Origin of the sequence: Enterococcus sp. C65 (assembly GCF_040887165.1) — a bacterium.
Lineage (GTDB): Bacteria > Bacillota > Bacilli > Lactobacillales > Enterococcaceae > Enterococcus_B > Enterococcus_B hirae.
The window spans coordinates 48872-74987 of the sequence record NZ_JBFOFG010000005.1 but is presented as its reverse complement, the minus strand read 5'-3'; the positions used below and the strand labels follow the sequence as shown (position 1 = coordinate 74987).

The following is a 26116-nucleotide window of genomic DNA, read 5'->3' as shown; positions in this document are numbered from 1 at the left end:
AGGTTTTGGTGATTTAATCATACTAGAGAACGATATGTTTTTTTATAGCAAAAATGAAAATGGGGCTGAAGAATCAATTTTGATTTTTCAGTCCCATAAATTATAGAGCCGTCAATTTTTTGGCCCAGTCTCTTTTGGTTTATTTGCTTATAAATTAATATTTAATAACATTTACAAGTTTTAATGGAGTTCTTTCATCCCAATCAAGGATGGCTTGGTTTTTAATAGTTAAATAATTTCCACCGATATTTTCAATGCTAGGTAAATAATATATGTATTCATTCATTTCGCCTTTAGCTCTCAATGAAACTAAAAAGCCTCTTGGATCATTGTTTCTGCTCCAGCTCTCAACGGCTGGACGAGAAAGTTCAAAGTAATCTGCATACCCGCCAGTTTTCCATTTGCTTAATGCAACCTGAACTGTTCCATCAGAGAGATTGACCATATTTACAATTTTAGTAGCTTTTTCCTCAGAGAATACTACGGCTTTCAATGGTGTGATTTCAGCTGAGTTGTTTTTTTGATAAAGTTTACCATCTTTATAAGAGTAAGAAGCACTCGTTGGCGTATAATAGGTTCTTAGCATTCCTTTATGGACAATCGCCAAGATAAACCCAGTACGAGAAAGTCTACTCCAAGAGTCTGATTGACCAGGTTCAATATTGAAGTAATTTGTGTTACCCTGTCCTGAAGAATTCGCATTAATTGAAGCCTGGATGCTTGAAAAGTCCGTACAATCGTTTGTTACAGTGACGTCAGCATGTGCTGCTTTGGTCGGTATTAAAAAGATGGCTAAAGCGACCATTCCTATTAATAAACTGACCAGTGATGATTTTTTTTTCATGATATTCCTCCTGTTAATATAATATAGTCGTAAACGTTTTCGCTTACAATTTAAGTCTAAAGGATGCAGACTATTTTTCAATGATTCTAATTTACTATTTTATTCATTTTTTTTATTTTAGAGTCAAGTATAGTGGAATTTTTCTTTGGAATATCGATCAGTTCTTGAATAGTTGAGGAGCTGGCTGAAATCTAGCAAGAGGGTGGAAAAAGTACTGTAAGATGAGTGAATAAGCGGATAGTCTTTATAAACGTTTTTTATACTTTAGAAGACGGTATTTCTATTGTGTGAAGTTCAACTTCAAAACACTGGTTATTTATTTTTGTACTTAATGAAAAAGCCTAGGGCATCTTTTCTCCCTAGGCTCATCATTAGTTATTATTCGATCGCTTTAATGGTTCTTCATGCTTAGTAGTCAATCACATTAACTACTTTTAATTTCTGCGTTTCATCCCAATCATAGATAGCATCTTTTCTGATTGTCAGAAAATTTTTGTAGCCTAGGTATTGTATGCTAGGTAAATAATATATGTATTCTTTTGAGAATCCGCCATTATATAGGACTGAAACTAAAAAGCCTCTTGGATCATCATTTCTGCTCCAAGTTTCACTATCAAGGTGGTTTAGCGTAAAGTAGTCTGTCGATCCGCCACTTTTCCATTTACTTAACGATACTGTTGTAAGACTTGTGGAAAGATTAATCATGTTAACGTTCATGCTTCGCGTAACAAGCGAATTTGTTTCAACTTTTAACGGAGTGATTTCTGTTGTGCTACCTTGGGAATAAAGTTTTCCATCTTTAAAAGAGTAGGCGGCGTTAGTTGGAGTATAGTAGGTCCTAAGTTGTTCTAAATAAACAATGGCTAAAATATGGCCTCTAGGATCATTTCTGCGCCAAGATTCTGTTTGTCCAACTGTTACTTTGTAGTAGTCTGACGAGACATCTTTTCCATTATCTGCGTTAATGGAAGCTGTAAATGAATGTGACGGATCTGTACAATCGTTTGTTACGGTGACATCAGCGTGTGTTTTGGTTAGTGGTAAGAAAAACATTAAAGCAATGAAACCAAACAATAGGCTGACCAATGGTAATTTTTTTTTCATGGTATTCCTCCCTTTAATATAATTTATGTAAACGATCTTCGCTTACAATTTAAGTTTAAAGGAACAAGGTTAGGTTTCAATGTGTTCAATCAATCAATTTATTTCATTTTTTTAGTATAAAACCAAATGTAGTGAAATTATGGGTGGGGTGCTAATAGCTACGGTTATTCTAGCTTCTTTCAATAGAATAAGGTTCGTCAAACTGCTGTTTAAAACAAAGCGTTCATTTAGCATTCGTTAGTAAAAAATCCTTTTAGGAAGCGATTCATGACATCGAATATGATGAATTTTCTTCAATTTTAGACGATCCATGGATAATGACATTTATTAATTGTCAGGTAAAAAGAAGATCAGAACTGATGGCCAAAACATACCAAACTGATAATTGATGACGTAACTTTTCAATCATTTCACTCTTTTTTGATGCTTTCTTACAAAAATTCCTGTATGCTTGCTTTTAGTTAGAGAATAAAATAATGACCGAGCTATATTGAATGCTCATATCCAGGAGGAGAAATAAGAATGAAAAAAATTTATTTTTTATGTACGGGAAATTCTTGTCGTAGCCAAATGGCGGAAGGATATGCACGTCAATTATTATCTGCCTCGGATGTGGAAATTAAAAGCGCAGGTATTGAAACTCATGGACTGAATCCACGAGCGGTTCAGGTTATGGCTGAGGATGGAATTGATATTTCAAACCAAACGTCTGATTTGATCGATCAGGATTATTTTACACAAGCAGACTTGATTATTACGCTTTGTGGAGATGCAAAAGATAAATGTCCGACGATTCCTGTAGGTGTTCAGCACATTCATTGGGATTTAACAGACCCCGCACAAGCAGTTGGAACTGAAGCAGAAATAGCATCAGCTTTTAGAAAAACAAGAGATAGAATTAAAGCAATGGTAATTGAACTCAAGAACCAGTGAGAGTCAGTATTTTTTGGGAATTGAGTGATCATTTGAACTTCATTTGTCTGTATAGTGCTAAATTTTAACAATCAAGAATTGAAGTCAGCAAGCCTTAAAATGGTCTTGCTGGCTTTTTTTTGCTTGCGATATTTTTTTGTCGCCTTCTCAATTATTTGGCGAGTTATGAATCAAGCAATTATTTCTGGTTATGAGAATGATTGGCGTTTAAAAATCAAAATTTATTTACAATAACAATGTTATGGGGAGTAAGATAAGAAAGAAAAGAGTGTATTTCGCGCAATTAACTAATGGACTGAAAGCTCTTCTTGTCAGCTGAATTCCATCGCCAATAACAAATGAATAGAAGTTTATTGTGTGTGATTTTGGTTAGTAAAGAATAACAAGATCAGCGAAAAGAAAGCAGAAGAAGGAGGAGGTTGCAGGGACAGGACTGCAATGAAAGAGAAATGATTACAGTGAAAGCTTTACCTGCTTATGATGGCGATTGTTTGATCGTTCAGTATGGAGAAGAAGATCAACGGACGAATCTGTTTGTCGATGGAGGTCAAGGACAACAAGTTGTTAGGCAGTTGAAAGAGGAAATTGCAACAATTAGCCAGAAAGGCGAGTGCATTGACTTACTGGTTTTGACACATATTGATGCCGATCATATTCGGGGATTTTTGAGTTTGTTTTCTCAGTCGAGTTTTGATAAGTCATGTATTAAACGAGTGTTTTTTAATTCTAGAAAGCTGTTATCGCAAAAGTTTGATACAAAGGTTGTTTATGATGATCAACTGGAGATCGTTCAAGAAAAGTCAGAGATTAGTTTTAAACAAGGGGAGTCTTTCGATCGGTATTTGGAGAATTTGAGGATTGAAAAGATGACAGTTATTGACAATTCTTGTCAGCCCAAATTACTCAATGGGGCAAAAATGACGATTTTGACACCTGATGAAGCAAGTCTAAGGAAATTATATACAGATTGGGAAAAGGCAACTCAAAAAGAAACCAGGGATCAACTGATCAGCGGTCGAAATGTCAATCATCAGGGAAGCGTAGAAGAACTGATCAAAAAAGCTTTCCAAGAAGATCGCGCTGTCGCAAATGGGAGCAGTATTAGCTTTATATTGGAGTATGAAGGCAAACGACTGTTGATGCTAGCAGATGCTCATCCAAGTACTGTCACTGCGAAGTTAAAAGAACTATATGGGGAAAAAGAGCTGCATTTTGACTTGGTAAAAGTGGCTCATCATGGGAGTAAAGCGAATACTAGTGACGATTTATTAAAACAGATTGAATGTGAAAATTATTTGATTAGTTCAAATAAGGGGAATCGTCATGGTTTTCCGCACAAAGAAGCCTTATCAAGGATTGTTTACCACAACTACACAAAAAAACGACCAACGAATTTTTATTTTAATTATTCTGATGCGAGTGAGGGGTTATTTACAAATGAAGAAATAAAAAAATACGGGATTCAATTGATCAAGAAAAAAATGAATGAGAGGGTACTAACGATTGACATATGAATGATTTTGAAGAGTTATCAGTGAATATTAGAGGAACCAATACTTATGGTTCAGGTTTATTGTATCAGCAGGATTGTGAAACGGGTTTTGTGATCACCGCAAAACATTGTGTGGTTGGGGAAACAATTAATGACTTCAAACTATTTGATTATACCCAATCTGAACTAGAAATCTTAGAACCACCAAGATGCTCAGATAGTCTAGATTTATCGATTATCAAAGTGAAGGTAAAAAAAGGTTATCCTGAACTGCTTATAATGGAACCAGAAAATAAGCAAGAAATCGTATTTTATGGTTATCCAGAGTGTATGAAAGAAGACGGTGGAACTCCTTATCGAGGAAAGGCAACTCAAATCAGTAAGCCAGATATTTTTAAATTGGTACTGGACAATGAAATAGGATCGTCTAACAACACGGAGTATGAGAACATGCGAGGTTGCTCAGGATCAGGAGTGTACGTCGAAAGAGAAGGTAAGTGTTATTTGACTGGGATTATTACGAAACTTCAGTCAGCGGGGCAACAAGGAATTGTTGAAGGGATTCATATCGCACATATTGTTGCTTTCTTTTTAGAAGAGTTTGATATCATGCTGGTACCTCGTTGCTTGAATGATTTTAGTGAATATTTGACATCTATCATAAATGAATTACGAGAAGTAGGTGGACAAGAAAATAAGCTGATTTTTCTGATTGAAAAATGTTATCGTGAATGTTTTTCCGACATAACACCTAAATTGATCCATAATCGGTTAAGTGATTATCTGTTTCTTCCTTCTCAGAAAAATGAGGATTATACCAATAAATTCTTGTGGATCGCTTGGCTGGAGATCTTGCTTTACAAGTTATTACAAACAAATATTGCTTTTGAGATCGATGATTGTTTCAAATTACTCACTCAGGAAAAGGAAAGAGCTGGTATCCATGTATTATTTACAAATCATCTAACACTTGACCGTTTCATTGGGAGTTTATTTAGAAGTACACTTTATGACAAGCTAGATAAACAAGATGTTTTGTTTGTAACTAATCAAAGGAGAAAATTTCGGGGTGGGAGTATTGCCAAGCGAGAACAAATTGAGGGAATCGTCGTGAACATCGATCATCCAGAAGTTTCTGATCGGTTAACGATTGATAATCCCAATGAAAAAAAATTATTTCCTATTGTTCATGTCGATTATATCGAAAATGAAATTGATCAGATTTTACACGACACAAAAGGGTTAACAGCCGTTGAGTTTTCTCAGAGGTTTCCAGAGGAGTTAACTCGTTTGTTTGAAGAAATTGCAAACTAATGGAGGTAGATGACAATGGTAGAGATATTAAAAGAAATCACTACGTATGAAATAATAGAAAAAACGACGGGATTGACCTGTTACACGTACCAACAAGCAAACGAAAAGTATCGAATCCATTTTTTTTGTTATGTATTTGATAATCAAGATGAGTTATTAGCCAACTATGAAGAAATCAACGATCAGATTGCCTACAGTTTTCAAAGTCAATTAAAAAGGAAGATTGAACGATGGAATATTTATTTTTTTCTTTTTGTCAAAGCCAAAGTAGCGAAGCCAATCAAAGCCAGTATTGAACAAGACAAGTATGCAACCAGAAAGGTGATCGTGGATAATTTTCGAGAATTTGCTACTAATGAAGCACAAAAAGAAGCACAAAAAGAAGCACAAAAAGAAGCACAAAAAAATAAAATTCAAAAAAGATTATTATTGAATCTGGAACAGACAAAACCAGTAAAGAAACTGGCTAAGGATGAGCGGCAAAATGATGAGAAAATCATCCATTTGTTAGCAGAATTAAAAACGATGGCTAAAAAAGAGAAAAAAGCACGAATACAAGAGTATATAAAACATGAGCTGTCAAATCTTAACGTAAAGGAAGGAACCGATGAGTCTTAAATTGAAAGGGATAAAAATTGATTCGTTTCGAGCATTTGAAAGGCAAAAATATTTTGATTGTGTGAATCCTGTTTTTAATGAAATATCAAATTTGATTGTTTTGTATGCGCCAAATGGAACCGGAAAAACCTCTTTTTTTGATGCCATCGAATGGAGCTTGACTGGCGAAATCAGTCGACTGAATGAAAATAAAAATGTCCGTGATATCGCCTCCAAAGAGCGAAAGTATATTTTAAAGAACAAATATTCCTCAGCCGAAGTGGGCAGTGTGGAACTAGCATTTGATGATGGCAGTTTTTATGCATTAACAACGAAAAAGTTAAATGGAAAGCAAACAACGGATTACGTTGAAGGGAATGAGACCAAAAAAACGGTTGATTTAACAGCGAAAGAATTAAAGATTTTACGACAAAAAAATTTATTGACACACAATCAAATCGATGCTTTTTTGCGATCACAGAGTGCCGAAGGAAGATATGATGCTTTAAGTAATTTTTGGGACAAAGAAAATGTATCTGAGGATTATAAAAATCTAGTCTTATTCGTCAATGAAATGAATAAAGCATTAGGACAACAAGAAACTAAAATGAATCAGCTAACAAAAGAGATTGAAAAACTCGAAAGTAATGCAAAAATATGGCAAACAATCAACCAGCTGAAAGAAAATTATGCCAAGTTAAACGGAAAGAATAGTAAAAAAGATCCATTGTTAAAGAATCAATTAGGTTTACAAGAATTGTATATCGAATCGAACAAATTAAAAAGCAATAATCAAATAAAATTGAACCAGTTTGAAGAGGAGCGACAACAGCTAGAAAATTTAATCACAATGACCCAAGAGTATCGACAAATACCGCAGCAGATCGAATGGTCTGAAAAGCAGGTTGCTGATGTCAACGAAAAGTTAGCCCATTTGACAGAAATTGAGACAATCGAAGAAAAAAAGAAAGCACTGTTTGACGAAAAAATAGACTTGAGCAACCATCTCAAGCGTTGTAACTTTCTTATCAATCATGAAGCAGATTTTCAGGCACTAGAAATGGCTGAACAAAACAGTAATAGAGAAATCAATGAATGGATCAATCAACGAAAAAAATGTGAACAAGCATTGATTACTTTACAAAAGGAGCATCAAGAGCAAGAAGTAACATTAAGTGAGTGTCAAAATAAACGAGCGTTGCGGACGAATCAATTAACAGAAATCAAAGAATTAAACAGTTATTCCGATGTTAAAGCGAAAAGACAATTACTTGATCATGAAATCAAACAACAGAAAAAGAAAAAAATAGATTTGGAAGCCAAGTTAGGTAAGATAAAGCTAACGTTGACAAAATTGTTTTCATTACTAAACTTAGACGATCATCAGTTAAGCCAAAAAGACTATTCAAAAGATCCTGATTATTCATTTTTGTTGGAACAGACAAGCCAACTTGATGACATTTGGCAAGAAAGAAAAAAATTGGAAGTTGATTTAGCACAAAAGAAGAAGGAACGTTCCTCTTTAGAAGATCTGGGCAGTCAGTTAGAACAGTTGAAAAAATTAGGTTATTCTATCGTAACGGATACGTCTTCGTCTGTCTGTCCATTATGTCTCCATGATCATCAAGAATTTCAACATATCATCCAAAAAATTGAAGCTAGTACGACAGATCTTTTACCGATTGAGCAACTGACGAAGGAAATCAGCCGCTTAGAAGGAATGATCGATGAATCAACTAGGCGGTTAACTGATGTAGTTTCTGGAGTAAAACAACAGATTCAGATACAAATAACGGTTAAGGAAACTGAAATCAACCAACTTGACCAAGATCTGTTACAAGTAACCTTAAAATTAAAACAACAAGAAGAAGCGTATTTAACCAATGAGAAACACTGGTACAAGTTAAATGAATACAGCCAAAAATATGAGATTGACTGTGAAAAAATTGCTGAAGAAACTCAGAAAAGAGTAAAGTCACTACAGGAGGAATTGGTAAAATTAACGAATGAATACCAAAATATCAAAGAAAAAATCAATCAAAATGAACAGCTGAATGTCAAGAATACTCATACGCTCAAAACGATCGAATTACATTATCAACAAGCAAAAAAAAGCTTAAATGATCTAAAAGGAAACGAACAGTATCAATATTATCAGCAAGAACAGGCGTTTTATGAAGCGCTTGGTATTTCTGCTATCTCTGATTTTAAAAGGCAATGTAAACGCGAGTTAGAAAAAATCAATGAACAAGAAACCAAGCTTATTGCTGAAAAAGAACAACGACTAGAACAAGTAAATGGGAAAAGTAAAACAGAATTAGTAGAAGAACAACGAATCCAAGCAGAGCAGATTCGGCAGCTCGTTGTACGGAGGAAATATATCGAAAAGATATCTTATCAGCTGTTTGACCAAGTAATCATTGCACCAGAAGAATTGGAAAAAAATAAGCAAAAGTTGACCACAGCTATTTACGAATTAACGGAAAAAAATCAACTGTTGGGTCAACTATCTGGGCTTACCAGTGATTTTATCTCTGAAACAGGTATCGAAGAGAAAAGAAGCGAACAAGCAAAAGTAAAAAAAATCTATAACCACTTAAGTAGCAAAGTACAAGAACTAAAAGAATTAAAAGACAGTAAATTAACCGAGATCAAAAAGCAAATCAAAAGTACATTTAACTTAGATACCGTCAATCAGATTTTTCAAATGATCGAACCTCACCCTGATTTTCGTAAGATTAGTTTTAAAATCAATGAAGCAAATCCCGATAAATTAGGATTGGATATTATGTGCAAACGAACAGAGGATGAAGAGGATGCCCCGATTTTATATCTAAGTTCTGCCCAAGTAAATATATTGTCTTTAAGTATTTTTCTAGGAACCGCTCTAGAGAATACAGACAAAGTGAATACGATTTTCATGGATGATCCAATCCAACACTTAGATAGTCTTAATGAATTATCCTTTATTGATCTATTAAGAATCCTTGCATTTAAGCTAGGAACACAGATCATCTTTTCCACCCATAACCGCCAGTTTTTTGACTTATGTCAGAGAAAATTAGATGCCAATTACCATAATGCCAGTTTTATCGAAATGAATTATACAGAGAATCAGTTGTAACAAATTTAGTTAGTCAGAAAAAGTGAAAAAGTGAAAAAGGGAGCTCTTTGATGAGAGCTGAGGTTAGCTGAAAGATTCAGAGTATAAAACAAAAATTGCCGACAGAAGTTAAAAAAGAGACGAATAGAGAATCAATCCCAACGAATAAGGGATTGATTCTTTTTTTCTAGATTAAATATAGATAGGAAGAATATATAGGTTGGATGGAGAGTTGTCTACTACCTATACGAAAGCAGAAGCTTTTTTAGGCTCTACATTTTTTGATATTGGCGAAATTCGCCAATATCTTTTTTATGATTTAAACGGTATAGAAAAGACATTATTCACTATTTGGGGGCTATTTAACCAGAGAAATCGAAACCTATACGACAACTTTGCGAACATTTAGAAAGTTTCTGACACAGATCCGAAATGCCTTCTGCTACAATTACTCAAATGGACCACTAGGATGTTTAAACAAGCCTATCAAAGTATTTAAACGAAATTTTTATCATTTCAAACGGCGAATTTTGATTCGTCACGGTAAAACTTTTTTAAGCAAATAAACATACTAAGATTAGTAGGTTTTTATTTCCTATTTTTTTCAACTGGTATCAGATTTCAGCACTTATGACTGTTATTTTCGCTAGGAACAATTTCTTAAAAATGGATAGTTTTATTATTTCAATAAAATAATCATTGCTAAATCAACGATTTAAGACGGTTGTAGAATTTTTTCCAGATTGTTTGTTGACAAAAATAAAAAAACCATCTTACCATTAGTTTGTGGTTATAACCAGTTTAAAAGAAGGAGAAACCTATGGGAAATTCTTTTAAAAACAAAGCTTTGTATCATCAGTTGGTAGATTTACTTAAAAATCAGATGGAAAGTAACATGATACCCCATGATAAATTACCCTCTGAACGAGAATTAACTGCTCAATACGGAGTTAGTCGGACAACGGTTCGATTAGCTTTGAAAGAGTTGGAAAATACAGGTTATATTTATCGGAGACATGGAAAAGGAACATTTGTATCCGATATCAAAAAGAACGTAGCAGATTTAGCAGGAACCTATAGCTTTACTGAACAAATGAAAAGTTTAGGTAGAACTGCTGAGACGCGGATCTTAGCTTTTGAAAAAATTGAAGCGGACAAATTTATTGCAAAACAATTGAATCTTTCATTAGGAGAAGTAGTCTTCAAATTAAGTCGATTGCGGATAGCTGATCGGGAACCGCTTATGATCGAAGATACCTATTTGCCAGTCAAATTTTTCTTATCATTAAATGATCAGCTTTTAAGAAGCAAACCTCTATATGATCTTTTTTCCGAGGATTTTAATCAGACCGTTCGATTAGCAGATGAAGAGCTATATGCAAGTGTTGCCTCAAAGGAAGATGCGAAACAGCTGATAATCTCAGAAGGAGCACCTGTCCTTCATTTAGCACGTCAAACCTATAATATGAAAAATGAAATTATCGAATTTACTTTAAGTGTCGCCCGTGCGGATCAATTTCATTATCAGATCCGCCATATTCGAAATAGTTAGGAGAATCGAAACATGTTTACAGTAGGAAAAGAAAAACTGGATCAGCTGGGTGCTGAGATCACGACACGCGAAATACGCCAACAGCCGGAACTTTGGGAAGAAACCCTTGATCACTATCAAACAGTTCAAAAGGAATTAGATAATTTTCTTGCAATAGTTAAAGAAAAGGCAAATGGTCAGCGAACACGTGTAATCTTCACTGGTGCAGGAACATCTCAATATGTAGGAGACACATTAGTTCCTTATTTGCGCAAGAACGGTGATCGCCAAGCATTTAGCTTTGAAAGTATTGGAACGACTGATATTGTCGCAGAACCTGAAGAGTATTTAATTAAAGAAGAACCAACTTTACTTGTATCATTTGCGAGGAGTGGAAACAGTCCTGAAAGCTTGGCAGCAGTTGAAATTGCAAATCAGGTGGTTGATACGATCTATCATTTATCAATTACGTGTGCTGTAGAAGGAAAACTAGCTCAAATTAGTCAATCCGATTCCAATAGTTTTTTATTCTTGATGCCAGCACGTTCCAATGATAGTGGCTTTGCTATGACTGGTAGCTTTTCCTGCATGACTTTAGGAGCTTTGTTGACATTCGATCAAACAGTATTAGTGAAGAAACAACAATACCTGAAGGTTTTAAGTAATTTAGGAAATGAAGTAATTACCCGAGTAAATGAAATTGAAAAAATCGTTCAGCTTGATTTTGAACGCATTGTTTATGTTGGTTCAGGAAGTCTAGCTGGATTAACAAGGGAAGCGCAATTGAAGATTCTGGAATTGACAGCCGGAAAAATTGCTACCATCTTTGATTCATCAATGGGCTTTCGCCATGGTCCAAAGTCGTTTATTAATCAAAAAACAATCATGTTCGGTTTTGTTAATAATAATCCTTACACGCGTGATTACGACTTGGATGTCTTAGAAGAAGTACGTGGAGATGAAATCGCTTCCGGAGTGTTCGCCATTACTCAACCAGGGCAACGGAATTTCACTGGCGATAAATTCGAGTTTACAACTGAGGCCGAATTACTGCCAGATGGCTATTTAGCACTAAGCTATATCATGGTTGCCCAAATAGTCGCTTTGTTATCATCGATTAAAGTGAATAATAAACCAGATACACCGTCACCAACAGGAACAGTTAACCGAGTTGTAAAAGGTGTAACGATTCACAAATATAAGTAAAAATAAACTGGGAGGAAGAACCATGATTACATTAACCAGAGGAAAAAAAGCAGCAATGGATCGTTTATCGACAAAAGATGGTATTATCAGTGCCTTAGCGATTGATCAACGCGGAGCATTAAAAAAAATGATCAAAGCCTTAAATGTAGAATTAAATGATGAACAGATTGAGCGTTTCAAGGAGTTAGTTTCTAGTGAATTAACCCCTTATGCATCTTCTATTTTATTGGACCCAGAATATGGTCTTCCTGCTGCAAGTGCACGACATGAAGATGCTGGTTTGTTGTTGGCCTATGAAAAAACCGGCTATGATGTAACAACACCGGGACGCTTGCCTGATTTATTAGCAAATTGGTCAGTTTTACGATTAAAAGAGCAAGGAGCCGATTCGATTAAGTTTCTACTTTATTATGACGTAGATGAAGATCCGGAAATCAATCATCAGAAGCATGTCTTCGTAGAACGTTTAGGTAGCGAGTGTGCCGAAGAAGATTTGCCATTCTATTTAGAATTGCTATCATATGATACTCAAATTTCAGATGTTCATTCACTTGAATATGCCAAAGTAAAACCGCATAAAGTCAATAGCATGATGAAGGAATTTTCGAAACCACAGTACAAAGTAGATGTTTTAAAGGTAGAAGTTCCTGTCAATATGAATTTTGTAGAGGGTTTCAGTACAGATGAAGTAGCGTATACCAAAGAGGAGGCGGCAAAGTACTTCTTGGAACAAAGTCAAGCGACAGATTTGCCTTTTATTTTCTTGAGTGCCGGTGTTTCTACGAAGCTATTCCAACAAACATTGTTTTTTGCTAAAGATTCAGGTTCGACCTTTAATGGTGTGCTTTGTGGTAGAGCTACTTGGAAAAATGGTGTGAAGCCGTTTATCAAATCTGGTGAAGAATCTGCTCGTGCCTGGCTGAAAAGTGAAGGTCGTGAAAATATCGAAAGCTTGAACAACGTTTTGGCACAAACAGCCAGTTCTTGGTATGACAAAGTCCAAGTTGAAAAAGAAGCAGCTGTGAACTAGGAGGAGAGCTCGTGATAGTAACTGTAACGATGAACCCGTCAATTGATATTTCCTATCCGCTTGCTTCCTTGAATGTGGATACTGTCAATCGAACAGATCAAGTTAATAAAACAGCAGGTGGAAAAGGACTTAATGTAACCCGAGTAATCCATGATCTAAAGGGGGATGTACTCGCTACAGGAGTTCTCGGTGGGTTTCATGGGGCGTTTATTGCAGATGAATTAAAGCATGCCGGTATTAAGCAGAAATTTACAGAAATCAAAGAAGAAAGCCGGGATTCAATCGCTATTTTGCATGAAGGAAATCAAACTGAGATTTTGGAAGCGGGCCCAACAGTTTCCTATGAAGAACAGCAGAATTTCCTAGAAAACTTCAAGGAGCTAATAAAAAAAGCAAAGATTGTCACAATCTCAGGTAGTCTTGCAAAAGGATTGCCATCAAATTTTTACCAAACGTTGGTCCAATTGACAGAAGAGCAGTCCGCAAAGGTTCTTGTCGATACCTCTGGGGAAAGCTTGCATCAGGTTTTAGCTGGCAAACAGAAGCCATTTTTAATCAAACCAAATCTTGAGGAATTATCGACACTACTGAGACATTCATTTTCGATTGATCGATTAGAAGAAGTCCAGGAAGAATTGATTCAACCTATCTTCGCAGGTATTGAATGGATCATTGTTTCTCTAGGAAAAGCTGGAGCTCTCGCAAAACATAAAGATTGTTTTTATCGAGTTACGCTCCCTACGATAAAAGCAGTCAACCCAGTTGGTTCAGGAGATGCTACAGTCGCTGGATTTGCCTACGGCCTATCACAAGAAATGGATGAAATAGAACTTTTGAAGTTTTGTATGGCTACTGGTATGGCTAATGCACAAGAAGGACAAACAGGTCATGTTTCACCGGTGAATATTCAATCGCATATTGAAAAAATAACTGTAAAAAAGATTGAGTGAAAAAATCGATCTAGATAAAATCAATGATTTTTTGAGACCAACTCAATTTGGTAGAAGTTCCATTTTTTGTAGGATTCAACGTACTCCAGTAGTTGTTGTGAACCTCTACGTTTCGTCACTCGGACTTGCAGAACGGTCGGTTCATCGGTAAGAATCTTTAATAATTTCGCAACATTTAAAGGAGTTGGAAATATAATTTTATTTGTTTCCGTAAAATCTTCCTCATTCATGTGGATATTGTAGTCTTGTTTAAAGCGCTGACAGCTGGAATTGTAATAACACAATTCTTGACAATTAGGATCCACATATTGTTCGGGCAAATAAGTTTGCTGATAGATATATGCAGTTTTTTAGTTTTTCGTAAATGTCTGATGCAATCATAAAATGCTAAGGCTGGCAGTTCAAGCTTCTTTAAATAGTGTGGATCATTCCCTCGAGCGATTGATAAAACTTGGACTTGATCATTGCTGATAGTGAATAATTCAATGTCAGAAAACTAGACCAGTTTTTCTTTACGTGAAACAAATGAGTCACGACCTTGATGACGAATTATGAATCCATCCTTTATTCATTCAGGGAGCGAATGACTGTAATAGAGCTTACGTTAAATATTTATATTAATTCTGCTTCTGTATAAAGTTTATTGCCATTTTGGGATGTCTAAATTAACCCTTCAAACAACATCAAAGAATTAAACTTTTCGTTAGAGTCTTTGGTTTTGTATGTATAATTTGATTTTAACACGTTCTGTTATGTTGGATAGGGTTGACTTTCTATTTCAAATTATTTGATATATCAATATATTGAAAACGCTTTTATTGAAGGAGGGAGCTTTTGAACACATTTGAGATTAAAGAAGATTTTCTTCTAAACGGTAAGCCCTTTAAGATACTCTCAGGAGCTATCCACTATTTTAGAGTGGATTCAGCCGATTGGTATCACTCGTTATATAATCTGAAAGCATTGGGATTTAATACAGTTGAAACTTATGTACCATGGAATCTACATGAACCTAAAAAAGGAGATTTCCATTTTGAGGGAATTTTGGACTTAGAACATTTTTTGTCCATTGCTGAGGAATTAGGACTATACGCGATTGTTAGACCATCTCCATATATTTGTGCAGAATGGGAGTTTGGTGGTTTTCCTGCTTGGTTACTTAATGAGGGAACTCGGATCCGAACAAATGAAACCGTTTATTTGAACCATGTGGCGGATTATTATGATGTTTTAATAAAAAAAATCGTGCCGCATCAGCTGACAAATGGTGGAAATATTTTAATGATTCAAATTGAGAATGAATACGGTTCTTATGGAGAAGAAAAAGACTATTTACGTTCGATACGTGATTTAATGTTGGACAGAGGAATAACAGTGCCATTTTTCACTTCGGATGGACCATGGCGAGCGACACTCAGAGCAGGCAGCATGATTGATGAAGATATTTTAGTTACTGGAAATTTTGGTTCAAAGGCTGAAGAAAATTTTTCTTCAATGGAAGCTTTCTTCAATGAGCATGGGAAAAAATGGCCTTTAATGTGTATGGAATTTTGGGATGGTTGGTTTAATCGTTGGAAGGAACCGATTGTACAACGTGATGCAAAAGAATTAGCTGAGGCAATCAAAGAGGTCGTGCTGAGAGGAAGTATTAACTTGTATATGTTCCATGGAGGAACAAATTTTGGATTTATGAATGGTTGCTCAGCTAGAGGAGTGATTGATTTGCCACAGATTACTTCTTATGATTACGGAGCACCCTTAGACGAGCAAGGAAATCCAACCGAAAAATATTATGCAATCCAGACAATGATTCATGAAACATTCCCTGATATCCAACAAATGGAACCTTTGACAAAAGACACAATGGAAATGAAAGATATTCCATTAATTGATAAAGTCAGTTTATTTTCAACATTAGATACAATTAGTCAATCAGTAAAAATGAAATATCCAGAAACGATGGAAATGTTAGGACAAAATACAGGTTATATTCTGTATCGCACCTCAATAAAAAAAGATGCAGAACATGAAAGACTGAGAGTAATCGATGGAAGAGACCGTAGCCAACTATTTTTAAATCAAAAACTGCAAGCTACACAATATCAGACAGAAATTGGTGAAGATATCATTGTTCCAATGCCTCAGGAAGACAATCAATTAGATATTCTAATTGAAAATATGGGGCGTGTTAATTATGGTCATAAATTATTAGCCGATACACAAAAAAAGGGAATTCGTACAGGGGTCATGGCTGATCTACATTTTATCACTGATTGGAATCAGTATTGTTTACCACTAGAGTCATGCGAGAAAGTTGATTTTTCAAAGGAATGGCATCCTAACCAGCCAAGTTTTTATCGCTATGAAGTAACACTTGATGAAGTGGAGGATAGCTTCATTGATCTATCAAAATTTGGGAAAGGTGTCGTATTTGTTAATCAGACCAATATTGGACGTTTTTGGGAAGTTGGGCCAACACTTTCGCTATATATTCCGAAAAGCTTATTTAAAAAAGGAAACAATGAAATAGTGATTTTTGAAACAGAAGGAACTTTCCAACCAGAGATCCAATTAGTAAAAGCACCACTATATAAAGAAATGAAAGAAGGATAAACAATGAGTATTATCGGAGTAAGAATTGATGGACGTTTAATTCATGGACAAGTAGCCAACTTATGGACAACCAAGTTGAACATCACACGGATTATGGTTGTAGATGATGAAGTTGCAAAAAATGATATTGAAAAAAGTGGATTAAAGCTGGCAACTCCACCAGGAGTTAAATTAAGTGTATTGCCGATTGAAAAAGCTGCTAATAATATTTTAGCAGGAAAATATGATTCTCAACGATTATTGATTATTGCTCGGGAGCCGGATCGTTTATTGAAGTTGGTAGAATTAGGAGTCCCAATTGAAGAAATTAATGTTGGGAATATGTCACAGACGAATGAAACACGGTCCATTACTAAATCAATCAATGTGGTTGATCAAGATGTAGAAGTATTTAACAAATTACAGGCTAAAGGTGTTCGCTTAGTAGCGCAGATGGTTCCAAGTGATAAAGCAGAAAATTTTATGGCTTTATTAGCGAAATAGGAGGATAAATAAATGGATATCTTATGGTGGCAGATCTTATTATTAACATTATACGCAGGGTATCAAATTTTAGATGAGTTACAAATTTATTCATCGTTGAGTGCACCCGTTTTTGCCGGATTATTTGCTGGTCTAGTGATGGGAGATCTAAAAGCAGGACTTATTATTGGTGGTAGTATGCAATTGACTGTACTTGGTGTTGGTACCTTTGGGGGTGCATCAAAAATTGATGCCAACTCTGGAACGATTTTAGCGACAGCTTTCTCAGTAGCGCTAGGAATGAACCCAGAGCAAGCAATTGCCGTAATTGCGGTACCAGTAGCTAGCTTGATGATTCAATTAGATATATTAGCCCGTTTTGCGAATACGTATTTTGCGCATCGCATTGATAAATTAGTTGAAGATATGAACTACAAAGGGATCGAACGTAATTTCTTAATGGGAGCCCTCTCTTGGTCACTTTCTCGTATGATTCCCGTTTTTCTAGCATTAGCATTTGGAGGAGGACTAGTAGAACAAGTGGTAGCCGTGCTAAATGGTGATTTGAAGTGGTTAGGCGATGGATTATCAGTAGCTGGAGCAGTTTTACCAGCTGTCGGTTTTGCTATTCTACTACGTTACTTACCAGTTAAAAAGCATTTCCCTTACCTAATTTTAGGATTTACATTAACGGCATTACTAGGAACCGTCTTTACTAACATGCAGGTTTTAGGAACGGGTGTTGCAGGAGTTGTGAAGAATTTCGAAGGAATATTTAATTCACTTCCAATGTTAGCAATTGCACTAGTTGGATTTTCTTTAGCAGCCATCAGTTACAAAAATGGACAGCTGATACCACATTCGCCAGCCCCTAAAGATGTTACATCGAATGATTCAGATGAAGGAGAGATTGAAGATGACGAAATCTAATTATAAGTTAACGAAGGAAGACTTTAAGCAGATCAATCGCAGAAGCTTGTTTACTTTCCAATTAGGCTGGAACTATGAACGGATGCAAGGATCAGGCTATCTTTATACAATTCTGCCGCAATTACGCAAGCTTTATGGTGATAATTCTCCTGAATTAAAAGAAATGATGAAAACTCATACCCAATTCTTTAATACATCAAACTTCTTCAATACTATCGTTACCGGGATTGACTTGGCTATTGAGGAAAAGGAAGGTATTGATGGTAAAGACACTGTCTCAGGTTTAAAAGCTGGGTTGATGGGGCCTTTTGCAGCAATTGGTGATTCGATTTTCGCAGCGTTAATTCCAACAATTTTTGGAGCCTTAGCAGCCAATATGGCAATTAATGGCAACCCAACTGGAATTTTTATTTGGATTATCGCACAAATCGCTATTATGATTTTCCGTTGGAAACAATTAGAATTTGCTTATCGTGAAGGAATCTCTTTAGTTACCACGATGCAACATCGCTTAACTGCCTTGACAGATGCTGCAACTTTGTTAGGGGTCTTCATGGTTGGAGCGTTGGTCGCTACCATGATTAATGTAAAATTGTCTTGGGCACCAAGTATTGGTGATGTGACGTTAAACATGCAAAACAACCTGGATATGATTTTACCACGATTATTACCAGCCGGTATCGTTGCAGCAATTTATTGGATGCTTGGCAAAAAGAATATGACTTCTACTAAGGCAATTTTCATAGTATTAGTGGTTTGTGTAGCATTATCAGCTTTAGGCGTGATTTCAAAATAAGTCAGGCTGATTCCAATTAGTGATGAGGAGTGGTTCAATGGGAAAACAATTAGTTTTAATTAGTCATGGACTTTTCTGTGAAGAATTGAAAAAAAGTACAGAAATGATAATGGGGCCTCAGGAAAGTATTCACACAGTAAGCCTTCTTCCTTCTGAATCAGCGGAAGATTTTCGTGAAAAGTTTGAAACAGTAATTGCCAATTTAGATGATTTCGTAGTATTAGCAGATTTAATGGGTGGCACTCCGTGTAATGTAGTTTCAAAAATAATTCTCGAGGGTCAAGTAATTGACTTATACGCAGGCATGAACATGCCAATGGTCATTGACTTCATTAACAGTCAATTAATTGGAACAGAACTTTCATTAATCGAATCTGCTACAAGTAACATTTGTTATGTGAATGGACGGATTTTCAGTGATGACGATGATGAAGATGAGTAAGATAAAATATATGAGTGATGAAGCCAAAGAAATATTTCTCTGATCAGACTATAGATAAAAGACATTTCAAACTTGTAATTTGAGTTTGGAATGTCTTTTTATCTAGTTTTGTTCAAAATTTTGGACAAAAAAGAGACCCTTTGTCAAATGATGTTGGTAAAGAGAAATTCTAGAATGATTGGTGAAAGATTGAGAAAAAAGTATTCAGCATCAAGTAATAAGAAGGAATTTCCGAAATTTGACAAGAAACATAAATACTTTTTTTTGGTGTTGATTATTATCTACTTGGTGTGTCTCAAATTTTTTATAAATTTCAGCGAATTTTTGAAGATGCCGCTTTTGTCTCATTCTCCATTTTTTTATTTTATGATTAACCTCATAAAAAAGTGGGACATTAATTAGATTTTTTCTGATTAATGTCCCAGACTCGTCTACAGACTGAGAACTTGGAAGGGATACTTCCAGGACTTTTTTAAACGGTTGACTCAATGGCTTCTTTATACTTTTCAAAAAGGGGGATAATTTGCGTGCGCTTTTTTATGTCAAGTTTAATAAAAATATTGTGGACATGAGTTTTAACCGTTCCTAATGAGAGAAAGAGCTGGTCAGCAATTTCCTGATTGGTTCGATGTGACAGTAGCAATATAAAAATTTCCGTTTCTCGTTGAGTAAACTGGTGATCCTGACAAAAGTCTTGAATCAAGAGAGAGGTGTCTTGCTTTTGTGTTTTTTCTTTCTGAGGTTGATATTTTTTGATAAAGAAGTGCAGTAATAAAACACATATAACAATCGAAAAAATATCCTCTGAGACACTACGATTATAAATTTTTGTCACTAAGGAGCTATATTGATCGACATTGAAAATCACGAAACTATCTTCAATAATGATCAAAATACTAAAGAAGAGATTGATGAACATCAATTGCTTTAAATAGTGTTTGTTCAGCAAAGGTACATCCTTTTTTGTTCCTCGCCAACAATAAATTCCTAGGTAAAACAGGAAGAGTTGATTGCCCAGATAATAGAGCCAGACTTTAAAGGCTGAATTATCCATCAATGGGATGGTAATCATCCAAGCAGCCAAAGCAAGCAGTAAAGCATAATGGAGAGGGGAAAGTTTTTCTTTTTGTAGTTCGGCAAGAATAGAAATGGAAAAAAAGGCGTTTCCCATAAAAATAATCGTTTTAACTGCTGGCGCACTCATAAATGCTTGATCATAACTTTGTGCAAAGGAATTGAGGAACTCCGTCATATAAATAATCGTGTTATCAAAAATGAAGAATGCCAAATACAAACTGATCCAGAGAAATAAGTTGTTTTTTTCTTTTAAATAAGCATAAATAGCAAAAGTCATCGTGATTGAATATAGAATGATCAATAGAATGTTGTAAACAAAAATAGCTATCATATTGAATCCCCTTTCATTTTTTCCTTACCTTAAATTTCTTATCTTAATTATAACACCGATTTTTTTATCTTTACTTTTAATTCCTATAAACTTACTTCTAAACTTTTGTAAACCCTTGGAAAATAAATGGTTTATATCCAAAAATAAACCAGCCTGTAGCACGTATAGATCGACAATGATAACGTTTACAACTAATAGCTTATCGTAAACTCTCACTTTTTTTCCTAAAGTGAAGATGCAAAGCAAACAAATTACTTAGGAGGTTTCATTATGGGAAAAAAAGATTTTATTACAACTGAAAATTACACGAAGGAAGAGATTCAACAAATTGTTGACCTGTCATTGAAAATCAAAGCGGCCATCAAGAATGGTTTTTATCCTCCTTTGCTAAAGAACAAAGTGTTAGGGATGATTTTCCAACAGTCTTCTACCAGAACGCGGGTTTCGTTTGAAACAGCAATGACACAATTAGGGGGACACGCAGAATATCTAGCACCAGGGCAAATTCAATTGGGTGGTCATGAAACGATAGAAGACACGAGCCGAGTTCTTTCTCGTTTAGTTGATATTTTGATGGCTCGTGTGGAACGTCATCATAGTGTGTATGACTTAGCAACGAATGCCACGATCCCAGTTATTAACGGTATGTCTGACTTCAACCACCCAACGCAAGAAATTGGCGATCTTTGCACCATGATCGAACATCTTCCAGCAGGCAAAAAAATTGAAGACTGCAAGGTTTCCTTTATTGGAGATGCCACACAAGTCTGTTTCTCTTTAGGATTGATTGCAACAAAAATGGGAATGGAATTCGTTCAATTTGGACCAGAAGGGTTCCAGTTAAACGAAGACCATCGCGCACGACTAGACGCAATTTGCAAAGATTCTGGCGGCTCCTATACGATATCCGATCAAATCGATGTTATCGAAGGTTCGGATTTTGTTTATACAGATGTTTGGTATGGACTGTATGAAGCTGAACTATCAGAAGAGGAACGCATGCGTATTTTTTATCCTAAATACCAAGTGAATACGGACCTGATGAAACGTGCTGGGGAACAAGCGAAATTTATGCACTGCTTGCCTGCCACTCGTGGGGAAGAAGTCACAGATGAAGTCATGGATGGACCGAACTCGATCTGTTTTGATGAAGCAGAAAATCGGTTGACTTCGATTCGCGGTCTCTTAGTGTACTTGATGCGGGATTATGCGGAAAAAAATCCAATCGATGAGACCAAAAAAGCAGCGGCTAAAAAAGACTTGGAAGCTTTGCTAGGTGAAACATTTTAGACGCAAGAGATGAGGAAAGGAAATAATCTGCGTATCATGACGATGCGTGAGGATTGTCTCTGTTCTAGAGGAGGGGCTAACGATCTGAAAATCGATTCTTTCTAGCAGAAACTTGATCTCACATTAATGCAGCTTTTATGCCGCACCAGGATTCATGTGAGATGAGTCCGCTGGTTGCAAGAATCGTTCAATCGTTGGTCCAACCTTATTCCCTTGTACCGGAAAGGAAGAAAACAATGGGAGAAAAGAAAAAATTTAGTTTGATGAGTGCTATATTATCTGTTATTTGTGTTGTATTTGTGGCAGAAGCGGCTGCACCGGTAGCAGCAATCGGAAATTCACAATTTTTTTGGTGGATCTTTTTATTGATTGCATTCCTTTTGCCGTATGGATTGATCTCGTCAGAGTTAGGAACAACTTATATCGGTGATGGCGGTATCTATGATTGGGTGACACAAGCCTTCGGACATCGCTGGGGATCTCGCGTTTCTTGGTATTACTGGATCAATTATCCCCTGTGGTTAGCTTCTCTAGCAGTAGTCTGCCCTGATTTATTGATGACGATCACAGGCAGCGAATTTTCAACAGCTGCTGCTATCATGATCGAACTGATCTTTATATGGATCATTGTTTGGATCAGTTTTTATCCGGTCAGTGACAGTGTGTGGATTTTGAATGGAGCAGCTGTTATCAAAATGCTGCTGGCAATCTTGATCGGTGGCTTAGGTCTCTATACTGCGTTTACTAAGGGTGTGGCGAATGAGTTTACTCTTTCTTCCATGCTGCCAAGTTTCAATTTAAATAGTTTGTCCTTTATTTCAGTAATCATTTTTAACTTATTAGGATTCGAAGTGATTTGTACATTCGCGAATGATATGGAAAATCCTAAAAAGCAAATCCCTCAATCGATCATTGCCGGTGGACTGGTGATTGCAGCCATTTACATTTTTTCTGCATTCGGGATCGGTGTAGCAATTCCTACGGATCAGATTAGTACAGGCAGTGGATTGATGGATAGTTTTAAGTTATTGACAGGATCAACAGGCGGCTGGTTCATTATTTCGATGGCCTTTTTATTCTTACTGACATTGTTTGGCAATATGATTTCTTGGTCGTTAGGGGTTAACAATACTGCTTGTTATGCAGCCGAAAATGACGATATGCCGAAAGTATTTGCCAAACGCAGCAAAAAAAACGGCATGCCTACTGGTGCGGCGATTATGAATGGTATTGTTGCTTCTATCGTTGTCATCATCGCACCAATTTTACCAAATCAAGATTTATTTTGGGCATTTTTCTCGTTGAACCTAGTAATGTTCCTACTATCATATGTACCTGTTTTTCCTGCGTTTTATAAATTGCGCAAAATCGATCCAGAAACACCTCGACCTTTCAAGGTGAGCGGCAGCGACTTGTTCTTGAAGGTATTAGTCGCACTACCGATGATCATGATCGTGATCTCATTGATTTTCACAGCGATTCCTTTGCAGTTTGATGCTGAATCGCTGAGTCAGCAATTACCAATCACGATTGGAGCGATTATATTTGCCCTCGTTGGTGAAATCATTATCTGGATCAAAAAAATCAAAAAAGAAGGAGTGCTGTATCATGGCAAAGCGAATCGAAAAGACCACACCGAAACAAGACGGGTTTAGAATGCCTGGAGAGTTTGAACCACAAGAGAAAGTATGGATGATTTGGCCAGAGCGTCCAGATAACTGGCGTGATGGAGGCAAACCAGCTCAAGAAGCATTTGCCGAAGTCGCAAAAGCGATCAGCAAATTCACGCCAATGAATGTGGTCGTGTCGCAACAGCAATATCAAAACTGCCGTCGTCAATTGCCTGCCGACATCACTGTCTATGAAATGTCGAACAACGATGCTTGGATTCGTGACTGTGGTCCTAGCTTTGTCATCAACGACAATGGTGAATTACGAGGCAATGACTGGGGATTCAATGCTTGGGGCGGATTAGTCGATGGCTTGTATTTCCCTTGGGATCAAGACGATTTGATTGCACAAAAGATCTGTGAAATCGAGCACGTGGATTCGTATCGAACGGAGGATTTTATTTTAGAAGGGGGCTCCTTTCATGTTGATGGAGAAGGCACTGTTTTAACGACTGAGATGTGTTTATTGAGTGAAGGTCGGAATCCTCATATGACAAAAGAAGAGATCGAACAAAAATTATGTGACTACTTAAACTGTGAGAAAGTACTTTGGTTAGGTGACGGGATCGATCCGGAAGAAACCAATGGGCATGTGGATGATGTGGCATGTTTTGTTCGTCCCGGAGAAGTGGCTTGTATCTATACTGAAGATCAAAACAGCCCATTTTATGAAGCGGCTCAAGCTGCTTATAAGCGTTTGAATGAAATGACCGATGCCAAAGGCCGCAAATTAAAAGTTCATAAGCTTTGTTGCCCAGTAGAGAATGTCACAATCAATGGGGATTTCAAGATCGATTACGTAGAAGGAACGATGCCACGTGAAGATGGCGACATTTGTATTGCTTCTTATATGAATTTTCTGATCACGAACAACGGTGTGATCGTTCCTCAGTATGGAGATAAAAATGATGAGCTGGCACTTGAGGAAATAGCAGAATTCTTTCCAGATAAAGAAGTCGTAGGCGTAAATACAGTTGAGATCGTATACGGTGGTGGAAATATTCACTGTATCACACAACAACAACCGCAAAGATAGGTGGAGGCTTATCTCAAAAATTGTCATCGCATTTGGTGGAATTTTAGGCGACGCTGCTCATGAACAATTGACCAAAGCCCAAAGCAGCAAATTCGATTACTGACCTGATCAATGACGGCCGTTTATTCGTTTTTAGAGATACTAGAAGAGACTGAGACAACTTTTGTCCCAATCTCACTATACTTGATTATAAAAAATAGTGGGTAAGATATTCCGTCGAATATCTTACCCACTAATCTTAGTATGTTTTTTTGTTTCATTGTCTATCATTAGCTGACGATCAGCTTGGTGATTCAACCATTAGAGGAAGCCAGATGTGGGTGAGATCTTTTCATAGTTTTCCCAAACCCATAAAAATCTCCTAGGTACCTTTTAAGTATATTTTAAAACAATAATGCATATATATACAAATTGAATCATTTTTAAGAGGTTGTTTTAAGAAGGGGAAATAAGGAACTTTCTTAGTTTCAGTAAACGATTAATTCTTTTTTACAGGTATCAAGATTTCAAATACACGTTTTTCAGGAATCGTGGTAGTAATTTCATCTTGCCATAATATTTTCCAAAAAAATCTTTCTGGAATAAATTTATTTTTTTGAAAATAGTTCAGTAGTTTCTGATTGATTTCTTGCTTATTATAATTTGAATCCTCTATGAAGAAAGAGACATATGTTCCATTCGATCTGGTTATAATTTTCTCTGCGTCGTAAAGATGGCTTTGTTCCTTGTTTATTTTAATTAGTGACCTAAAAGGAGTTTTTTGAATGTCAGAAAAAATAGAATCTTCTACTAAAAAATTTATAGGATAGCCATTAAATAAATCTTTTTGATCTAAGGATAAATAAAAATCACTATAACTAGATAAAGAATCGATGGAGTCGTAGTAATGAGAATGCATTAAATCAGAACAAATAAAAGATTCTTCTTCTCTATAAGAATGAGTAATTATATCAAAATTTATATTTTTCAATGTTGTATACCGATCGATATAATTTTCTAAAAACGTCTGCATATGTTTTAAGTCATTGATTTTTTCATCTAAAATTTCTTTTCGCTTTTTAAATTCTGTCAGCGTGTCATCCATGTTTCGATTATCGAGAAAATATTTAATCTGTTCTAAAGGTACATCAAGAAATTTCAAGGTTAGTATAACGTCTAATTCAAAGCATTGGTCACAAGTATAATATCTATAACCATGAGTAGATATTTTTTTTGGTTTGAATAAATCAATTTGATCATAATAAATTAAGGTTCTTCTACTTAAATTGACGTATTTTGCAAATTCACTGATTGTTAAATAATTATTCATAATTACCTCCTTGAATATAACGTAACGTTACAGTTTATTCTAGCAGAGCAATAACC

At 35.9% G+C, this 26116-nt stretch carries 22 protein-coding genes and 1 pseudogene; 19 read left to right on the top strand and 4 right to left on the bottom strand.

What is annotated here, in order from left to right; all coding sequences use genetic code 11:
- Positions 1-154 precede the first annotated feature (154 nt).
- A complete protein-coding gene (locus tag AB3I12_RS06905) occupies positions 155-844 on the bottom strand; it encodes a hypothetical protein (RefSeq protein ID WP_231105533.1) in 690 nt (229 codons plus the stop codon).
- Positions 845-1252: 408 nt separating this feature from the next.
- Positions 1253-1948, bottom strand: a complete 696-nt coding sequence (locus AB3I12_RS06900) for a hypothetical protein (protein WP_063626608.1) — start codon at positions 1946-1948, stop codon at positions 1253-1255.
- 522 nt (positions 1949-2470) lie between these two features.
- Between AB3I12_RS06900 and arsC the strand changes: the two genes are divergently transcribed.
- From arsC to AB3I12_RS06820, 16 genes and pseudogenes are all read left to right on the top strand, one after another.
- Positions 2471-2881 (top strand): arsenate reductase (thioredoxin), encoded by a 411-nt coding sequence (arsC, locus tag AB3I12_RS06895; protein ID WP_010719969.1) that lies wholly within the window; start codon positions 2471-2473, stop codon positions 2879-2881.
- A 449-nt stretch (positions 2882-3330) separates the two neighbouring features.
- Positions 3331-4395: a ComEC/Rec2 family competence protein gene (locus AB3I12_RS06890; protein ID WP_063626610.1), complete on the top strand. Its 1065-nt coding sequence runs from the start codon at positions 3331-3333 to the stop codon at positions 4393-4395.
- Between the two features lie 20 nt (positions 4396-4415).
- Positions 4416-5687 (top strand): ABC-three component system protein, encoded by a 1272-nt coding sequence (locus AB3I12_RS06885; RefSeq protein ID WP_231105534.1) that lies wholly within the window; start codon positions 4416-4418, stop codon positions 5685-5687.
- A 15-nt stretch (positions 5688-5702) separates the two neighbouring features.
- On the top strand, positions 5703-6305 hold the full coding sequence (locus tag AB3I12_RS06880; RefSeq protein WP_063626611.1) for an ABC-three component system middle component 1: 603 nt from the start codon (positions 5703-5705) through the stop codon (positions 6303-6305).
- A complete protein-coding gene (locus AB3I12_RS06875; RefSeq protein ID WP_063626613.1) occupies positions 6295-9408 on the top strand; it encodes an AAA family ATPase in 3114 nt (1037 codons plus the stop codon). The genes AB3I12_RS06880 and AB3I12_RS06875 overlap by 11 nt, the downstream gene beginning before the upstream one ends.
- Before the next feature lie 199 nt (positions 9409-9607).
- Positions 9608-9796 carry a hypothetical protein gene (locus AB3I12_RS06870; protein WP_063626615.1) on the top strand — a complete coding sequence of 63 codons (189 nt, stop codon included), beginning with the start codon at positions 9608-9610 and terminating at the stop codon, positions 9794-9796.
- Positions 9765-9953, top strand: a pseudogene (locus AB3I12_RS06865) (transposase); the annotation flags it as partial. The gene AB3I12_RS06870 and the pseudogene AB3I12_RS06865, both read left to right, overlap by 32 nt.
- A 254-nt stretch (positions 9954-10207) precedes the next feature.
- Complete coding sequence (locus AB3I12_RS06860; protein ID WP_010719963.1) at positions 10208-10939, top strand: GntR family transcriptional regulator; 732 nt, start codon at positions 10208-10210, stop codon at positions 10937-10939.
- A 12-nt stretch (positions 10940-10951) separates the two neighbouring features.
- On the top strand, positions 10952-12124 hold the full coding sequence (locus AB3I12_RS06855; RefSeq protein WP_063626617.1) for an SIS domain-containing protein: 1173 nt from the start codon (positions 10952-10954) through the stop codon (positions 12122-12124).
- Between the two features lie 22 nt (positions 12125-12146).
- Positions 12147-13154 carry a tagatose-bisphosphate aldolase gene (gene lacD, locus AB3I12_RS06850; RefSeq protein ID WP_063626619.1) on the top strand — a complete coding sequence of 336 codons (1008 nt, stop codon included), beginning with the start codon at positions 12147-12149 and terminating at the stop codon, positions 13152-13154.
- Between the two features lie 11 nt (positions 13155-13165).
- Complete coding sequence (locus AB3I12_RS06845) at positions 13166-14104, top strand: hexose kinase (protein WP_063626621.1); 939 nt, start codon at positions 13166-13168, stop codon at positions 14102-14104.
- Positions 14105-14938: 834 nt separating this feature from the next.
- Positions 14939-16717 carry a beta-galactosidase family protein gene (locus AB3I12_RS06840; protein ID WP_010738366.1) on the top strand — a complete coding sequence of 593 codons (1779 nt, stop codon included), beginning with the start codon at positions 14939-14941 and terminating at the stop codon, positions 16715-16717.
- 3 nt (positions 16718-16720) lie between these two features.
- Entirely contained in the window at positions 16721-17200 is a 480-nt protein-coding gene (locus AB3I12_RS06835) for a PTS system mannose/fructose/N-acetylgalactosamine-transporter subunit IIB (protein WP_010719958.1), read from the top strand.
- Between the two features lie 12 nt (positions 17201-17212).
- Complete coding sequence (locus tag AB3I12_RS06830) at positions 17213-18109, top strand: PTS sugar transporter subunit IIC (protein WP_010719957.1); 897 nt, start codon at positions 17213-17215, stop codon at positions 18107-18109.
- Complete coding sequence (locus tag AB3I12_RS06825; protein ID WP_063626623.1) at positions 18096-18905, top strand: PTS system mannose/fructose/sorbose family transporter subunit IID; 810 nt, start codon at positions 18096-18098, stop codon at positions 18903-18905. The genes AB3I12_RS06830 and AB3I12_RS06825 overlap by 14 nt, the downstream gene beginning before the upstream one ends.
- 37 nt (positions 18906-18942) lie before the next feature.
- The gene (locus tag AB3I12_RS06820) at positions 18943-19347 is read left to right on the top strand and encodes a PTS sugar transporter subunit IIA (protein ID WP_010719955.1); all 405 of its coding nucleotides are present in this window, start codon (positions 18943-18945) and stop codon (positions 19345-19347) included.
- Positions 19348-19819: 472 nt separating this feature from the next.
- Here the strand turns inward: AB3I12_RS06820 and AB3I12_RS06815 are convergent, their stop codons facing one another.
- Positions 19820-20755 carry a response regulator transcription factor gene (locus AB3I12_RS06815; RefSeq protein ID WP_063626626.1) on the bottom strand — a complete coding sequence of 312 codons (936 nt, stop codon included), beginning with the start codon at positions 20753-20755 and terminating at the stop codon, positions 19820-19822.
- A gap of 270 nt (positions 20756-21025) precedes the next feature.
- Between AB3I12_RS06815 and ptcA the strand changes: the two genes are divergently transcribed.
- The 3 genes from ptcA to aguA all read left to right on the top strand — a co-directional run bounded on the left by ptcA (position 21026) and on the right by aguA (position 24751).
- Positions 21026-22045, top strand: coding sequence for a putrescine carbamoyltransferase (ptcA, locus tag AB3I12_RS06810; RefSeq protein ID WP_034866258.1), 1020 nt, complete (start codon positions 21026-21028; stop codon positions 22043-22045).
- Between the two features lie 236 nt (positions 22046-22281).
- Positions 22282-23700 (top strand): APC family permease, encoded by a 1419-nt coding sequence (locus tag AB3I12_RS06805; RefSeq protein WP_063626629.1) that lies wholly within the window; start codon positions 22282-22284, stop codon positions 23698-23700.
- Complete coding sequence (aguA, locus tag AB3I12_RS06800) at positions 23654-24751, top strand: agmatine deiminase (protein ID WP_010738362.1); 1098 nt, start codon at positions 23654-23656, stop codon at positions 24749-24751. The genes AB3I12_RS06805 and aguA overlap by 47 nt, the downstream gene beginning before the upstream one ends.
- Positions 24752-25229: 478 nt before the next feature.
- Here the strand turns inward: aguA and AB3I12_RS06795 are convergent, their stop codons facing one another.
- The gene (locus AB3I12_RS06795) at positions 25230-26060 is read right to left on the bottom strand and encodes a MerR family transcriptional regulator (RefSeq protein WP_010719950.1); all 831 of its coding nucleotides are present in this window, start codon (positions 26058-26060) and stop codon (positions 25230-25232) included.
- Positions 26061-26116 lie beyond the last annotated feature (56 nt).

What these genes read in the sequence shown, in the direction of transcription:
- aguA (WP_010738362.1), top strand. Translation starts at nt 23,654, where the DNA reads ATGGCAAAGCGAATCGAAAAGACCACACCGAAACAAGACGGGTTTAGA.
- AB3I12_RS06880 (WP_063626611.1), top strand. Translation starts at nt 5,703, where the DNA reads ATGGTAGAGATATTAAAAGAAATCACTACGTATGAAATAATAGAAAAA.
- AB3I12_RS06795 (WP_010719950.1), bottom strand. Translation starts at nt 26,060, where the DNA reads ATGAATAATTATTTAACAATCAGTGAATTTGCAAAATACGTCAATTTA.
- lacD (WP_063626619.1), top strand. Translation starts at nt 12,147, where the DNA reads ATGATTACATTAACCAGAGGAAAAAAAGCAGCAATGGATCGTTTATCG.
- AB3I12_RS06900 (WP_063626608.1), bottom strand. Translation starts at nt 1,948, where the DNA reads ATGAAAAAAAAATTACCATTGGTCAGCCTATTGTTTGGTTTCATTGCT.
- AB3I12_RS06835 (WP_010719958.1), top strand. Translation starts at nt 16,721, where the DNA reads ATGAGTATTATCGGAGTAAGAATTGATGGACGTTTAATTCATGGACAA.
- AB3I12_RS06830 (WP_010719957.1), top strand. Translation starts at nt 17,213, where the DNA reads ATGGATATCTTATGGTGGCAGATCTTATTATTAACATTATACGCAGGG.
- AB3I12_RS06825 (WP_063626623.1), top strand. Translation starts at nt 18,096, where the DNA reads ATGACGAAATCTAATTATAAGTTAACGAAGGAAGACTTTAAGCAGATC.
- AB3I12_RS06820 (WP_010719955.1), top strand. Translation starts at nt 18,943, where the DNA reads ATGGGAAAACAATTAGTTTTAATTAGTCATGGACTTTTCTGTGAAGAA.
- arsC (WP_010719969.1), top strand. Translation starts at nt 2,471, where the DNA reads ATGAAAAAAATTTATTTTTTATGTACGGGAAATTCTTGTCGTAGCCAA.
- AB3I12_RS06905 (WP_231105533.1), bottom strand. Translation starts at nt 844, where the DNA reads ATGAAAAAAAAATCATCACTGGTCAGTTTATTAATAGGAATGGTCGCT.
- AB3I12_RS06860 (WP_010719963.1), top strand. Translation starts at nt 10,208, where the DNA reads ATGGGAAATTCTTTTAAAAACAAAGCTTTGTATCATCAGTTGGTAGAT.
- ptcA (WP_034866258.1), top strand. Translation starts at nt 21,026, where the DNA reads ATGGGAAAAAAAGATTTTATTACAACTGAAAATTACACGAAGGAAGAG.
- AB3I12_RS06890 (WP_063626610.1), top strand. Translation starts at nt 3,331, where the DNA reads ATGATTACAGTGAAAGCTTTACCTGCTTATGATGGCGATTGTTTGATC.
- AB3I12_RS06805 (WP_063626629.1), top strand. Translation starts at nt 22,282, where the DNA reads ATGGGAGAAAAGAAAAAATTTAGTTTGATGAGTGCTATATTATCTGTT.
- AB3I12_RS06855 (WP_063626617.1), top strand. Translation starts at nt 10,952, where the DNA reads ATGTTTACAGTAGGAAAAGAAAAACTGGATCAGCTGGGTGCTGAGATC.
- AB3I12_RS06815 (WP_063626626.1), bottom strand. Translation starts at nt 20,755, where the DNA reads ATGATAGCTATTTTTGTTTACAACATTCTATTGATCATTCTATATTCA.
- AB3I12_RS06875 (WP_063626613.1), top strand. Translation starts at nt 6,295, where the DNA reads ATGAGTCTTAAATTGAAAGGGATAAAAATTGATTCGTTTCGAGCATTT.